The sequence below is a fragment of the Sphingomonas folli genome, from assembly GCF_019429525.1.
Taxonomy (GTDB): domain Bacteria; phylum Pseudomonadota; class Alphaproteobacteria; order Sphingomonadales; family Sphingomonadaceae; genus Sphingomonas; species Sphingomonas folii.
Map to the genome: position 1 here is coordinate 168,353 of NZ_JAHXZL010000004.1, position 13,917 is coordinate 182,269.

Here is a 13,917-nt window from a genome sequence, read left to right on the forward strand (position 1 = left end):
GTCAGAAGTTCATCGTGAAGGCGACGCGGAAGCTGCGACCCAGCACGTCGTAGAGACTGCGCGAGGTCTGCGGGTACGCGGGCGTGTTGTTGCCGTCCGGCCCGTTGCCGACGAGCAGCGGGTCCTTGTCGAGCAGGTTGGTGACGATGAAGGTCAGCGACCCCTCGCGCCCGCCCGAGCGCAGCTTCACCCCCAGCGAGGCGTCGAGGTAGAAGGCGCCGCCGATGTCATTGTCGTTGATCGTGCGCGCGCGCGTCGTCGAGACCGGGCAGCCGCTGGTGCACTCGACATAGTCGTTGCCGTACACGCCCGAGCCGAAACCGCGACCGACGAGGTTGAGCGTGAAGGCGTCCACCTCGTAGAAGGCGCTGACGCGGTAGCGCCAGCTCGGCGACGAATAGGTGCCCGACAGGCTGCCGCCGTTGACGCCGGCATAGTCGATCGGGAAGATGCCGTTGTCGATGACGTTCTCGATGTAGTGAGTCACCGCGCCGTTGACGGTCAGCCTTCCCGGCAGCGACGAGGCGATCTCGGCGAGATCGCGGCGATAGCTCACCGCGATGTCGAAGCCCTTCTCCACCTGGCTGGCGAAGTTGAACGGCTGGATGACGATCGAGCTGAGCGCGCCGCCAGAGTAGACGATGTTGTCGCAATATTGCGTCGTCCCCGAGTAGCAGAAGTCGACCGTGTTCTGCGCGGTGATGGTGCCGATCGCGTCGCTGATGCGGATGTCGTAATAGTCGAACGAGGCGGTGAAGCCGGGCAGGAAGCGCGGCGTCGCCACCGCGCCGACCGTCCAGCTCTTCGCCTTCTCGGGGTCGAGCGCGGTGTTGCCGATCGTGTTCTCGAGGAACTGCTGCGATCCCGTCGCGGGCGCGTTGGCGGGCAGGATCACGGTGTTGGTGCGCGCGGTGCCCGCGGCGAACAGCTCCTGGAGGTTGGGCGCGCGGATGTCGCGGCTGTAGGTGCCGCGGAACTTGATGTCGGGGATCGGCTCGAAGGTGGCGCCCGCCTTCCAGGTGAACACCGAGCCCGAGGTGGAATAATCGGTGTAGCGCCCGGCGGCGTTGACGGTCAGCCCGCGCCACAGCGGCAGGTCGAGCTCGACGAACCCTTCCTTGACGTTGTAATCGCCGCGATTGACCAGGTAGTTGCCGTAGAGCCAGCCGGAGTTGAACTGCGGGTCGACGCTGCCGTCGATCTGCTCCTTGCGCCACTCGCCGCCGAACGCGATCGCCGCCGCGCCGCCGGGCAGGTCGAACAGCGTGCCGCTCATGCTCGCCGAGGCGACGTCCTGCTGGATCGACTGGTCGCGCTGGGGCTGTGCCGCGCCGTAGATATAGCCGAGCGCCGCCGCGGACGGCCCGTCGGTGCCGAGCCGGTCGATCGGCACGCAGCCGTTGCCGGGGTCGCTCAGCGTCGAGCGGCAGACGATCTGGCCGCCCGACAGCACCGCGTCCTGCGCCAGCGCCATGCGCGCGTTGTTCCAGGTGTTGGTCAGCTCCTCGTGCGACTTGGTGAGCCCGTGCTGGTAGTAGACGTCCCACGACCAGCTGCGGCCGAACAGCCCGACCTTGCCCTTCGCCCCGCCGACATAGCGGTAGACGTCGCGGCGATTGTCGCTGCCGGGCACGGGGAAGCCGGCGTTGGACGTGCCGATCGTCAGGCTCGACACCCCGGCCGCGGCCATGCGCGCGGCGACGTCGGGATATTGCGTCAGCAGATAGGCATTGTCGCCGCGGATGGTGACGCCGGTGCTCGGGGTCTGCTGGTAGAAGCTCTGCCCCTCGTACCGGTTGAACGAGACTTGGCCGTAGACCTGCACGTCGGGCGCGAGATCGACCCCGATCCGCGAGAAGAGGCTGACGCGCTTCTCGTTGGGCAGCAGCGAGTTGGTCCCGGCGTGCCCGGCCAGGGTGGTGCGCCAGTCGCCGCCGACCATCCACGGCGAGGAGGTCGCGTTGGTGGTGCCGTAGTTGAGCTGGCCGGTGCTGCCGGGAGCGAGGAAATAGGTGCCGCGCAGCGGCCCGGCGGTGACCAGCCCGCCCGCGGTATAGGTCGCCGGCCCGAACCCCTCGCCGACCAGCCGCTGCGGCAGGCCGTTGGTCGCGGTATAGGCGGGGTTGTTGATCTGGAAATAGCCGCGGTCGTTCCAGTCGCGCGCGATCGTGTCGACGCCGTCCTGGTGATAATATTCGGCGCTGGCGAGCAGGTGGACGCGGTCGCCGAGCAGCGACTTGCCCAGCGTCGCGGCGAAGCGGTAATTGTGGCCGTCGCCGCGCTCGGTGATGCCGGTGTCGGCGGCGACCTTGAACCCGCGATATTTCTCGTCGAGGATGAAGTTGACCACGCCGCCGACCGCGTCCGAGCCGTACTGCGCCGAGGCGCCGCCGGTCACCACCTCGACGCGCTCGATCAGGTCCTGCGGGAAGGTGTTGACGTCCACCACGCCGTTGACCGCGGAGGCGACCGAGCGCTGGCCGTTGAGCAGCACCAATGTGCGGCCCGCACCGAGCCCGCGCAGGTTGACCGAGTTGATCCCGGCGAGACCGTTCGACAGCGAGCCCGAGCTGTTCGCCGCGGTGCTGCCCTGCGCGATCGAGGGCAGCTGGTTGACGAAGTCGGAGACGTTGGCGGGGCGCTGCGCCGCCAGCTCGGCGGCGCCGAGCACGGTGACGGGGGTGGGCGCGCTATAGCCGTCGCGGACGATGCGGCTGCCCGTGATGACGATGTCGTCGGGCGGGGTGGGATCGACGCCGGTGTCCTGCGGCGGCGCGGCGGCGAGCGCGCCGTCGGCCTCGGCCGCGACGCTCTGGAGCGGCGCGGCGGGCGCGGGTGTCTGCGCGGCGGCGCCGCTCGCCCCCACCGTCGTCGCGGTCGCGAGAAGCAGCGCCTTGGCCGCGCGGCGCCGCCGCGCCTTCGCTGTTGTCACCTGCATGTTCGAACACCCCCGAGAAGAATCGACCGCGTCCCTGGCGTCGCTCTCCCCGGCCTGGTGGGTCGTCTCCGAGGCGGTGGCACGCGTGTAATGGCGCTTCCCGCGGGCGACCCAGCCTGCCCCGCCCTGACGGGTGCAGCCTCATCGAGGAGGCCGTCACGCAACTTAATTGCGGCTCAGGCCTCGTTGATGACCGTAAGGTTGCACGTTAGCGCGCGGGTGATCCCAGAAAAGATCGTGCAAAGGATCGCACCGCGTGACGGAATCCGGCGTGCAAGAACGTTTCGGTGACCGAAGCCAGCATAGGGTCCGATTCGGTGCCATCCCGCAGATCCTCCCCCGCACGGGGAGGGAGACCGCTCGCGCAGCGAGCGATGGAGGGGGCTCTCCCCACGGCGCGACTGACGTGAGGGGTCTTTCGGAGGCGGGGCGTTCGCGGACAGCCACTCCCCACCGCGCCGACGCGCGGCGATCCCCTCCCCGTTCCGGGGAGGATTTCCCACACCTTCGCCTCAGCGCGCGAACACCACTGGCGGCACTTCGCGGCGAGCGACCTGGCGCATGATGAAGCTGCTGCGAATCTTGGCGACATAGGGCAGGCGCGACAGCTCGCTGCGATACACCCGGTCATAGTCGTTGAACGAGCGCACGTGCACCATCATGACGAAATCGGTGTCACCCGAGACGAAGCTGCAGAAGCTCATCGAGGGGCATTGCAGCACCGCTTCCTCGAACTCGATCAACGCCTGCTCGGCCTGGGAGGCGAGCTCGATCGAGACCAGCACCATGATGCCATAGCCGAGCCGGTCGAGGTCGAGGCTGGCGGTATAGCCCGCGATCAGCCCGCGCTCCTCAAGGATCTTGCGCCGCCGCGCCGCCGCGGTGCTCGACAGATAGACGCGCTCGCCGAGCGCGACGTCGGACATCCGGCCGTCGACGGTGAGCTCGCTGAGCAGGCGGCAGTCGGTCTGATCGATGTCGGCCGTCGTGATATCCATCGCGTTTCCCCATTCCGCCGCCCGAAAGCATCACACCTCGCGTCTATGCTGTCTGAAAGAGGCGGGATGCGCAACGCCGGGCGTGCTAGCCTCGGTTAGGTCGCAACACGAAGGGGCCGCATGACCAGCACCGATCGTCTCCGCCGCGCGCTCGGCGCATCGCTCCTGCTCGCGGGCGGCCTCGCCGCTCCCGCCGCGCTCGCCCAGCACACGATGCCGACGGCCGCCCCCGCCGCAGTGCCCACGCTGCTCCCCGTCAAGGTCGAGCGTGACAGCGGCAAGGTGCTCGTCACCCTCCCCGCGCCCGACGCCGACGGCGTCTCGGGGCGCTTCCTCTACGCCACCGCGCTCAAGACCGGCTTGGGCTCGGCGCCGATCCGGATCGACCACGGCATGGTCGGCGACACCCAGCTGCTCGCCTTCCGCCGGCTCGGGAAGAAGGTGGCGGTCGTGTTCGAGAACCCGCGCTACCGCTCGTCGGGTGACGCGCTGGAGCGGCGCGGCGCCGGCGCGGACTTCCCGTTCAGCACCGTCGCGATGCTCGACGTCGCCGCGGCCGCGCCCGACGGCGCGGTGACGGTCGATCTCGCCCCGCTGCTGCTGCGCGACACGATGCGGCTGGCCGACAAGCTCAACGCCGAGGCCAAGGGCTTCAAGCTGGTCGACTCGCTCAGCGCGGTCGACCCCGGCTCGATCAAGGCCTTCCCCGACAATATCGAGATGGAGGCGGTGCAGACCTATGCCTCGGACACGCCGGGCAAGGAGGTCGACACGATCGCGCCCGACGGGCGGCAGGTGAGCTTCACCGTCCACCACTCGCTGGTGCGCCTGCCCGCCCCCGGCTTCGTGCCGCGCCGCTTCGACATCCGCTCGGGCACCTTCGCCACCCCGGTGTACGAGTTCAACACCCCGCTGGGGGCGCCGGTGTTCCAGCAATATGCCAACCATTTCCGCCTCGAGAAGATGGACCCCGGCGCGGCGCGCTCGCGCGTGCGCAAGCCGATCGTCTTCTACATCGACAACAAGGCGCCCGAGCCGATCCGCACCGCGCTGGCCGAGGGCGTCGCCTGGTGGAACCAGGCGTTCGACGCCGCCGGCTACGTCGACGCCTTCCAGGTCCGCGTGCTGCCCGCCGACGCCGACCCGCAGGACGTGCGCTACAATATGGTCAACTGGAACGAGCGGCAGACGCGCAGCTGGTCCTATGGCGGCGGCGTCACCGACCCGCGCACCGGCGAGATCATCAAGGGCAATGTCGTGCTCGAGGGGCTGCGGCTGCGCCAGGACATCTGGATCTTCGAGGGGCTGGTCGGCACCGCCGAGGAGAATAAGGGCACCGCCAACGACCCGGTCCGCGTCGCGCTGGCGCGGATCCGCCAGCTCGGCGCGCACGAGGTGGGCCACGCGCTCGGCTTCGCGCACAATTTCGCCGCGAGCACGCAGGATCGCGCCTCGGTGATGGACTATCCCTTCGCCAAGGTCGCGCTCGACGGCGACGCGATCGACCTGTCCGACGCTTATGCCAGCGGCATCGGCGCGTGGGACAAGTTCACGGTCGACTGGCTCTACGGCCAGCCCGCCGCGGGCACCGACCCGGACGTCGCCGCCGCGGCCAAGGCCGACGCGGCGCAGCGCGCGGGGATGCGCTACCTCACCGACATCGACGGCCGCGACTCGAGCCTGGCGGTGCCGGGCGACAGCATGTGGACCGAGGGCGCCGACTCCCCCGCGGACCTCGCGCACGTGATGGCGGTGCGCCGCGTCGCGCTGGCGCGCTTCGGCCCGGGCGTGCTTCACGCCGGCGCGCCGCTCGCCGACCTGCGCCGCAGCTTCGTGCCGTTGTGGCTGTTCCACCGCTACGCCGTGGCGGCGATCGGCAAGACGCTCGGCGGGGTTCACTACAGCTACGCCACCGCGGGCGACAGCGCCCCGCCCCCGACCCGCGCGACCGCGGCCGAGCAGGGAGAAGCGCTCGACGCGCTGATGGCGACGCTCGCTCCCGCCGCGCTCACCGTGCCGCCCGCGCTGGCGCTGACGCTGTCGTCGGGGGTCAACGGCAACGCCGACCCGCAATATGACACGGAAGTGTTCGACACCGCGGGCGGCGCGGTGTTCGATCCCTTGGTCGCGACCGACGTGGCGGCGCAGGTCACGCTCGAGACGCTGCTGGCGCCGTCGCGGCTCACCCGGCTCCATCTCCAGCACGCCGCCGACCCGGCGCTGCCCGGCGTGGAAACTTTGCTGGACCGGCTCGACCGCGGCGTGGTGGCGCGCCACGACGACGCGGTGACGCAGCGGATCGCGCTGCGGACGGTGCTGGCGATCGCCGCGGCGGCGCGCGCGCCTGCGACCGGGGCGGACGTGGCGCTGCGGCTCGACGGCGCGCTGGTGGCGGTGCGCGAGCGGCTCGCGCGCGACAAGCGCGACGCCTGGGCGCAGGCCGTGGCGCGACTGCTCGGCGACCCGGACGCGCTCGACCGCGCGCTCGCGCCGGCGTCGCGCGCCGCGCCGGCGATCCCGCCGGGCATGCCGATCGGGTGAGCGAGAGGCGGTGGCTAATCCTTTAGCAGCCCGTCATCTCCACCACCACGATCACGACCTTGGCCCCGCAGACTAGCCGATGCGCCGCGCGAGATCGCCGTCCCGCGCCGTATCGCTCGGTTCAATGTGGGGCAAAACTGCGCTGGACGGAACTGGCCAAAACCGACTAGCACGTCGAGCTGCGATTGGGGAATCGCGTGTAATCAGGGGGTTAAATTAAGATGAGGAAGCTGGCTTCGGTGCGGATGCGCCGGTGGTCACTCGCGCTCAGCGCGAGCATCGTCGCGATCGGGACGGCCAGCTCATCCGCGGCGGCGCAGTGCAGCCCAGACCCTGTGAGCAGCAATACCGTCACGACCTGCATCGACACCGACCCCGATGGGCTGGTGGTGGGCGCCGATCTGGCGCAGGTTGTCGTTGCCGCTGACGCAATCGTTCGCGCGGGCAGCGCGGCAGCGATCGACGTCGCGGCATGGGGCGTCCAGGTTTCAGTAGCCGGCACGGTCGAGGGCGGTGCTAACCCCGGCATCCGCGTCAACGCGGCCGCGCCCTATAGCGTGCTCTGCTCCGACCCTTACGCCGGGGCATCCGTCAACTATTGCACGATCGGCACCTACTACACCGTCTATCCCTCCGCCAGCGCGACGATCAGCGTCGCGGCGGGAGCGAGCGTGATGGGCAAGCAGGCGCTGCTCGTGTCACGCGACCCGGCGAGCACGAGCTACGTCACCGCCAGCCTCACCAACGCCGGGACGCTGATCGGCAGCACGGACGCGGCAGTCGTGGTGTCGCTCCCCGGTCAGACCTATTACGAGGGCGTCGACGTCATCAACGCCGCGACAGGTGCGATCGGTGGCATCCGCGGCCGCGTCGGCACGATCCGCAACGATGGTGCCATCTCCGCCGTCAACGGTCTCGCGATCGAGGCGGAGGGCGCGCTGACGCTCACCAACCGCGGCACGATCTCGGGATCGGTCATCTCGCACGCGGTCAGCGGTCAGAACAGCACCATCGACTCGGTCGGCGGCACGATCGACGGTGATCTCACGCTCGGCGCCGGCAACGATACACTCGTCGGCACGTACACGAACGGCGTGACGCAGACCGGCGTCACCGGCACGATCGACGGCGGCGCGGGAACTGACACCCTTCGCCTCGGCATCGACGCCGACGCGACGCTAGGCACGATAGCGCTGCCGACGAACTTCGAGCAGCTCGGCCTGGTTGTCGCGCGCGACGTCACCGCGACCCTAGGGGATGGATTCGCCGGTGCGGTGCAACTCGGCGGCGAGGGCACGGTGATCAATCGCACCGCGCTCGTGGGTGGCATGCAGGTCGTCACGAGCACGAGCTTCGGTTATGGCAGCGGCAGCTTCGTGAACGCTGGCACGCTCCGGACCACGGCCGCGGGCGCCTATGCAGTGCGCTCCAGCGCCACGAAGTTCGACAATCAGGGCACGATCGATGCCGCCGGGGCTGGCGTGTCGATCGATTCGTACGGCACCAGCTTCACCAACAGCGGCACCATCACTGCGGCCGACACCGGGGTGCTGGCGTGGAGCGCGCAGGTCACCAATAGGGGCACGATCGCGTCTACCGGCGGAGTCGGGCTGGACGTGTCGGGATCGTCGGGGTTCGCGTCGACCAACAGCGGGACGATCACCGGCGCGGTCGCGGGTGCGAGCGTTTCGTCGACGCTGGTCAACGAAGGCACGATCAGCTCGCCGGGCACCGGCGTGATCCTCAGCTACTACGGCACGATTGACAATCGCGCGGGCGGGCGGATCAGCGGCGGTGCGCGCGCGATCGGACCGCAGAGCAGCAATGTCTCGCTGTTTAATTCGACCGTCGTCAACGCCGGCACGATCGATGGCGACGTCGTGCTCGGCACCACGTCGGGCAACGACTTCTATAACGGGAACCGCTTCATTGCGCTCACCGGAGGCGTGCTCAACGGTAATCTCACGCTGGGTCGCGGCGATACGCTCGTGACCGAGCTGGACGGCAGCAGCGGCGGCACCTTCGCCGGGATCAACGGCAGCGTTAGCGCGACGGGCAGCGGACTCCGCTACCGTGTCCGCGGCACCGCCAGCACGACGGCGAACGGCACCGCACCCGCGGGTTTCACCTCCGTCGGCTATGACCTGCTGGACGGCGCCGCGCTGACCCTCACCGCAGCTACCGCACCGCTAATGTTGGCGGGCTCGGGCAGCGTCGATGTCAGTGGGTCGATCACCGCGACCAGTGCCCCAGCGATCGCGCGTGGTAGCGTCATCTACGCACCCGGCGAAGCGCAGGTCACCAACGACGTTCTGGCGGTCACCAGCCGGGGCATGCTCTCGCTGGTGCGCGCGAGCGGTGGCGCGGCTTTCTATCCCGACGTCGCGGTGAGCCTCGGCGAACGTGACACCTTCACCAACGCGGGCACGATCGTCGTCGGCGGCGGCGCGAGCGCGGCGCGGGCCGGCACGATCGTGAACGGCGGGACGATCCGCCAAGCTGCCGGCAGCGCCGCCTCGGACGGGATAGTCGGCAGCTACAACGGCCTCGTCGTCACCAACAGCGGTACGATCGAGGTCGCGGGCGCGGCAATCCGCGGCGATTACGGCGCCCTCACGATCGACAACAGCGGGCGGATCACCAGCACCGACACGGCCGCTATACAGTCACCTTACTACGGCGCCACCGTCTTCAATCGCACGGGCGGCACCATCGCAGGCAACGGCATCGCGGTGCAGCTCGGCAGCGGCACGCTGAGCAACGCCGGCGCCATCATCGGCGACGTGCTGCTCGGCACCTCCGCCAGCGGCTATTATGGCGCGGCGACCTATGTCGCGCAGCGCGGCACGATCGCGGGCGATCTACGCTTCGGCGCGGGCGACGACCAGTTCGTCAGCTACGGCGACGACGCCGGGGTGAGTGGTACGATCGACGCGGGCGATGGTGTCGACACCTTCGTCTACGCGCGCGACGCTAGCGCAACGGTGACGCTGGGTCAGTCGCTGCCGACGAGCTTCGAGCGCGAGGGCGCGCGCGCGGTCGGCACCGACGTGGTGCTGACACTGCGCTCCGACGCGCCGATCACGCAGCCGCTGCGGCTCTCGGGCGACGGCACGATCATCAACACCGCTACGATCGATGCGAGCGTCAGCGCCGACAGCCTCAGCCTCGCTCCCGGTTCGACGCCGGCGGCGCTGGCCTTCGTCAATCGCGGCAGCATACGCGGCCTCGGCGGCACGGTGCGAGACTTCGACAACCAGGGCACGATCACTGCGGCGAGCGACAGCCAGTTCGCCGTGGCGCTGATCACCGACACGACGCTGTCGGCGCGCAATGCCGGCCTCATTGCTGGCGGGATCAACCTGAGCTCGGAGAACTACTTCTTCCCATCGGACACGCCGCCAGGCGCACTGTCGATCGGTTACGTCAACACGGGCACAACGAGCGTGGCGCGCGGCGCCGCGGTGCAGCTCAGCTCGAGCAGCTACCAGCCACGTGATGTCGCGCTGTCGCTCGATAACAGCGGCACAATCGAGGCGAGCGGCGCGGCGAGTTACGGTGCGGCGCTGACCACCGGCACCGGCGGCGCGATCCAGTCGATCACGGTCACCAACAGCGGCACCATCCGCGCTAACGGCGGGGGCGAGCGCTACACCTACGGCTACCCGCCCTTCGTGAGCTCCTTCGTGAGTTCCTCGATCGCGCTGGCGCTCTATGCAGCTGATGACGCCTCCGCCACTGTGATCAACGCCAAGTCCGGCGTGATCGAGGCCACTGGCGCCTCGTCGACCGCGCTGAGCGTGAACGCGGGAATGTTGACGCTGGTCAATGCCGGCACGATCCACGGCGGCGCAGGCGAGACGATCGAGAACTACGATTACTACAGTGCGGCGCCCTACACCTACTATCTCCCCGGCGCGATCGCCGGGAGCGGTGGTGTCGACACGATCACCAACAGCGGCGCGATCATCGGCTCGATGGCGCTGTACGACGGCGACGACCGGCTCGACAGCACGGGGCGCATCGTCGGCGACGTCTTCCTGGGCGCCGGCGACGACCGCGTCACGCTGGCCGGCAGCTTCGCCGGCGCGATCGACGGCGGAGACGGCACTGACTCGATCACCGTTACCGGCGGCACTGCGGCGGCGCCGATCGCCTTTACCCGGCTGACCGACGTCGAGCAGCTGGCGGTGACCGGCGGCTATGCCACGATCGCGGGCGCCGCCGCGCTGCGCCGGCTCGACGTGACCGGCGGCCGGCTGGTCGGGCTGGCAGGCTCGACGATCAGTGCGCCGCTGATCACCGTCGCGCGCGGTGCCACCTTCGGCTCGGCCGGCACGGTCGACGCGAATCTCGCGATCGCGGGCACGCTGAGCCCCGGCGCCTCGCCCGGCACAATGACCGTCAACGGCAACGTCGCGCTCGCCGGCGGCTCGACCGCGCTGTTCGAGATTACGCCCAGCGTGTACGACAAGCTCGTCGTCAATGGCGCCGTGTCGATCGCCTCGGGTGCGACGCTGCAGCTCGTCTCCGCCACGCCGCTGCGCGCGGGCACCAGCTACCAGCTGATCACCGCCACCGGTGGGGTGAACGGCGCCTTCACGACGGTGCAGCTGCCCGGCAGCCAGCCCGGCGTGGTGCTGCAGGACGCGGGCAGCCTGCGCGTGCTCGCGCAGTTCGCCCAGCCGACCAGCCTCGCGCCGCAGGTCGCGAACAGCGTCGCTTATGTCAACGCCGCGCTCGCCGCCGCGCCGCGCGACGCCGCGCTGCTCGCCGGCGTGCCCGCGCTGCTCGACGCCTCCGGCGCGACCGACGCGCGCGCCTTCGCGCGCCTCACCCCCGAGGCCTATGCCTCGGCGACCCAGCTGGGCGTCGACCAGGCGCTGTCGCTGGCGCAGGTGGCGCGCGGCGGTGCCTTCGCCACCGACCACGCCGAGGCGGGCGCCTTCACCTTCGCGCAGACGGTCGGCCAGTGGCATCGGCTCGCCGCCGACTCCGCGAGCGGCAGCAGCGCCGCCAGCGCGCAGAGCTACGGCTTCCTCGGCGGCGTAGGGTACGGCGACCGCGGCTGGATGGTCGGCGTCTTCGCTGGCTATCTCAACGGCCGTCAGCAGATCGGCGCGCTCGGTACCCGCACCCGTGCCGACGGCGCGGTGGCCGGACTGCACGCGCGCTATACCGCCCCGGCGGGCTGGGGCTTCAGCGGCTCGCTGCTGTACGACGGCGGCGAGGCGCGCACCGACCGCGCGCTGCCGGGCACGGTCGCGGCGAGCGCGCGCTACGGCCTGCACAGCTGGGTCAGCGACGTGTCGCTGCACCACACGCAGGCCGTGGGCGGCGACTGGACACTGCGCCCGCGCCTGGGCGCCACCTTGGTCCGCACCGCGCGCGACGGGGTGAGCGAGGAGGGCGCGAGCCCCTTCGCGCTGCAGGTCGCGCGCGAGCGCCATGTCGCCGGCTTCGTCGACGCCGGGCTGACGCTGGCGCGCGCCGGCGCCTCGGACGCGCGCTTCCGCCCCCACGTCGCGCTCGGGCTGCGCCATCAGGTCGAGGGGCGCCGCGTCGACGCGCGCGCCGGCTTCACCGGCGGTCCGCTCGGGCTCGACGCGGTGGGCGCCGCGCGCGCGTCGGTGGTGGGCACCGCCGCGGCGGGGATCGACTATCGCCTGAGCGCCGCGGTCAACCTGTTCAGCGCCGCCTCGGCGCAGACCGGGCGCGACGACCACCAGGAATCGATCACGACCGGGGTACGGCTGCGCTTCTGAGCGGGGCCGCACTCACCCTCTCGCCATCGTGCGGCTCTGACGGGCGCGCGCGGGCTCTCAAGTCACGATGGACGGTCAAACGGATAATCGTGGACGGCGGCGAGAAGTCGGCTACGTCACCGATCGCCACGTTCTTCGCAAAGAACCATCGAGCTTCGCGCAAGGCAAACGGGCGTGGTGGCCGAGGCAGGAAGACCTATACCTGCGCTGCGATCTCCGGCGTACTCGCAACCCTGCTTGGGGTTCGACTCCGGCGGATGGGCCGATCGCACTGACGACCGTAGGAAGGCTTCGCCAGTCCCCGCTTTAGACCGGACGTCCGCGCACCACCGCCGACGCCGGTGCGAGACACAGCGCGAGCGAGCCGACAATCAGCATGATGAATTGGGCGAAGTGGAACATGCCGTCGAATAGTCCGATCACGAGCAGACAGTCCAGCATCATTAGCAGCGGCAGCAGGGAGCGTTCGCCGCGCACGCGCGCATGCGCCCGTATTACGGCTCCTCCGAGCAGCGCGAGCGCCGGGATCGTCGGCACCAAGCCCCAATTCAGAAGAAATTGCACGAGCACGTTGTGCGGTTGAACGTGGCGAGTCGTGCCGAGCGTGATCAGCCACCAGCTCGATCCCGCTCCCGTTCCGAACAGTGGATAGTCGCGCACGATCTCCAGCGATCGGGCCCAGAAGGTCAGCCTCAGCGAGGAGATCGCGTCGGCGGAGGCGTTCAGCCGCGGATCGAGCAGGTCGAAGAAGGTGAAAGCAGGATGGCCGTAGGGCCGCAGCAGGCTCGCGATCACCGCCGCAACGGTGAGATAGAGCGGCAGGACGGTGATCATGTCGCGCGAGCGCGGGGGCCCCGCGACCAGCCAAGCGAGCGGGAGCGCCCCGATCCAGCCAACCATCGCGGCACGCGTCGCGCTCCAGAACATTAGCCCGAAGACAAACGCTATCGCTATGAAAAGCAGACGACGACCAGTGACATCACCCGATCGCGTCCAGGCGATGCCGGTCAATAAGGTTAAGATCGCGGCGGTCCAGGCGCCGAACAGCCGTACCGAGATGAAGCCGGGGATGGCAGACCCCCAATCGATCTGGTCGGCATGCGCGGCCACGTCCGGTGGCAGCACGGTGAAATGAACCGCGGTGACGACCGCCACGGCGACCATGCCGGCGACGAAGCCCAGCCAGATGTCGGAGCGACACGCCGGCACCGCCTCGGTCGCGATGTTGAACACAGCGCCGGCAAACAACAGGTGGATCACCCAGCCGACGCAGAGCAGCAGCGAGAACGCTGGGAAGGGTGAAACGTAAGCGGAGCTGATCCAGAAGGTGGCGGCGAACAGCGCGAGGCACCGGCGCGCCCAGCGCGGCATCGCGCTCCACTGCTCGCGATAGCTGAGACCACGCCGCATACGGTGGAGGATCAGTCCGATTTCACCGGCCAGAAAGACAATGCCGACCTGGCGCGTTCCTTCCAAGCCGATCGGGCGCACCGCAATATCATAAGTCAGGTACAGAAACGCCGCGACCATCGGCAACGCCAGCCCACCCACCAGCCCAAGCACCAGCATCGGCCCAGGCCGGCCGATCACGCGCGCGAACAAGTCAGTCTCGATCCTCGCTTCCATCTGCCCAACGTAGCGCGGAATGGTTAAGGAATGCATAGCGCTGAACGAG

General features: G+C 69.6%; 6 protein-coding genes. 2 read left to right on the top strand and 4 right to left on the bottom strand.

The genetic code is table 11. The features are described 5' to 3' along the window. Nucleotide 1: 1 nt before the first annotated feature. The gene (locus KZ813_RS07805) at nt 2-2,938 is read right to left on the bottom strand and encodes a TonB-dependent receptor plug domain-containing protein (RefSeq protein ID WP_219754410.1); all 2,937 of its coding nucleotides are present in this window, start codon (nt 2,936-2,938) and stop codon (nt 2-4) included. A 512-nt stretch (nt 2,939-3,450) separates the two neighbouring features. Then, a complete protein-coding gene (locus KZ813_RS07810) occupies nt 3,451-3,936 on the bottom strand; it encodes an Lrp/AsnC family transcriptional regulator (protein ID WP_219754411.1) in 486 nt (161 codons plus the stop codon). Between the two features lie 120 nt (nt 3,937-4,056). Between KZ813_RS07810 and KZ813_RS07815 the strand changes: the two genes are divergently transcribed. Further along, nucleotides 4,057-6,477 (top strand): zinc-dependent metalloprotease, encoded by a 2,421-nt coding sequence (locus KZ813_RS07815; protein WP_219754412.1) that lies wholly within the window; start codon nt 4,057-4,059, stop codon nt 6,475-6,477. 211 nt (nt 6,478-6,688) lie between these two features. On the opposite strand, the gene KZ813_RS07820 is transcribed toward KZ813_RS07815, so the two are convergent. Then, the gene (locus KZ813_RS07820) at nt 6,689-6,847 is read right to left on the bottom strand and encodes a hypothetical protein (protein WP_219754413.1); all 159 of its coding nucleotides are present in this window, start codon (nt 6,845-6,847) and stop codon (nt 6,689-6,691) included. Nucleotides 6,848-6,866: 19 nt separating this feature from the next. On the opposite strand from KZ813_RS07820, the gene KZ813_RS07825 reads away from it, so the two are divergent. Continuing rightward, a complete protein-coding gene (locus KZ813_RS07825; RefSeq protein ID WP_219754414.1) occupies nt 6,867-12,242 on the top strand; it encodes a hypothetical protein in 5,376 nt (1,791 codons plus the stop codon). 306 nt (nt 12,243-12,548) lie between these two features. Here the strand turns inward: KZ813_RS07825 and KZ813_RS07830 are convergent, their stop codons facing one another. Continuing rightward, nucleotides 12,549-13,868 carry an O-antigen ligase family protein gene (locus KZ813_RS07830; RefSeq protein WP_219754415.1) on the bottom strand — a complete coding sequence of 440 codons (1,320 nt, stop codon included), beginning with the start codon at nt 13,866-13,868 and terminating at the stop codon, nt 12,549-12,551. Between the last annotated feature and the right edge of the window lie 49 nt (nt 13,869-13,917).

Excerpts from the sequence above, each read along its gene's own strand:
- KZ813_RS07805 (WP_219754410.1), bottom strand. The coding sequence starts at position 2,938 with ATGCAGGTGACAACAGCGAAGGCGCGGCGGCGCCGCGCGGCCAAGGCG.
- KZ813_RS07810 (WP_219754411.1), bottom strand. The coding sequence starts at position 3,936 with ATGGATATCACGACGGCCGACATCGATCAGACCGACTGCCGCCTGCTC.
- KZ813_RS07815 (WP_219754412.1), top strand. The coding sequence starts at position 4,057 with ATGACCAGCACCGATCGTCTCCGCCGCGCGCTCGGCGCATCGCTCCTG.
- KZ813_RS07830 (WP_219754415.1), bottom strand. The coding sequence starts at position 13,868 with ATGGAAGCGAGGATCGAGACTGACTTGTTCGCGCGCGTGATCGGCCGG.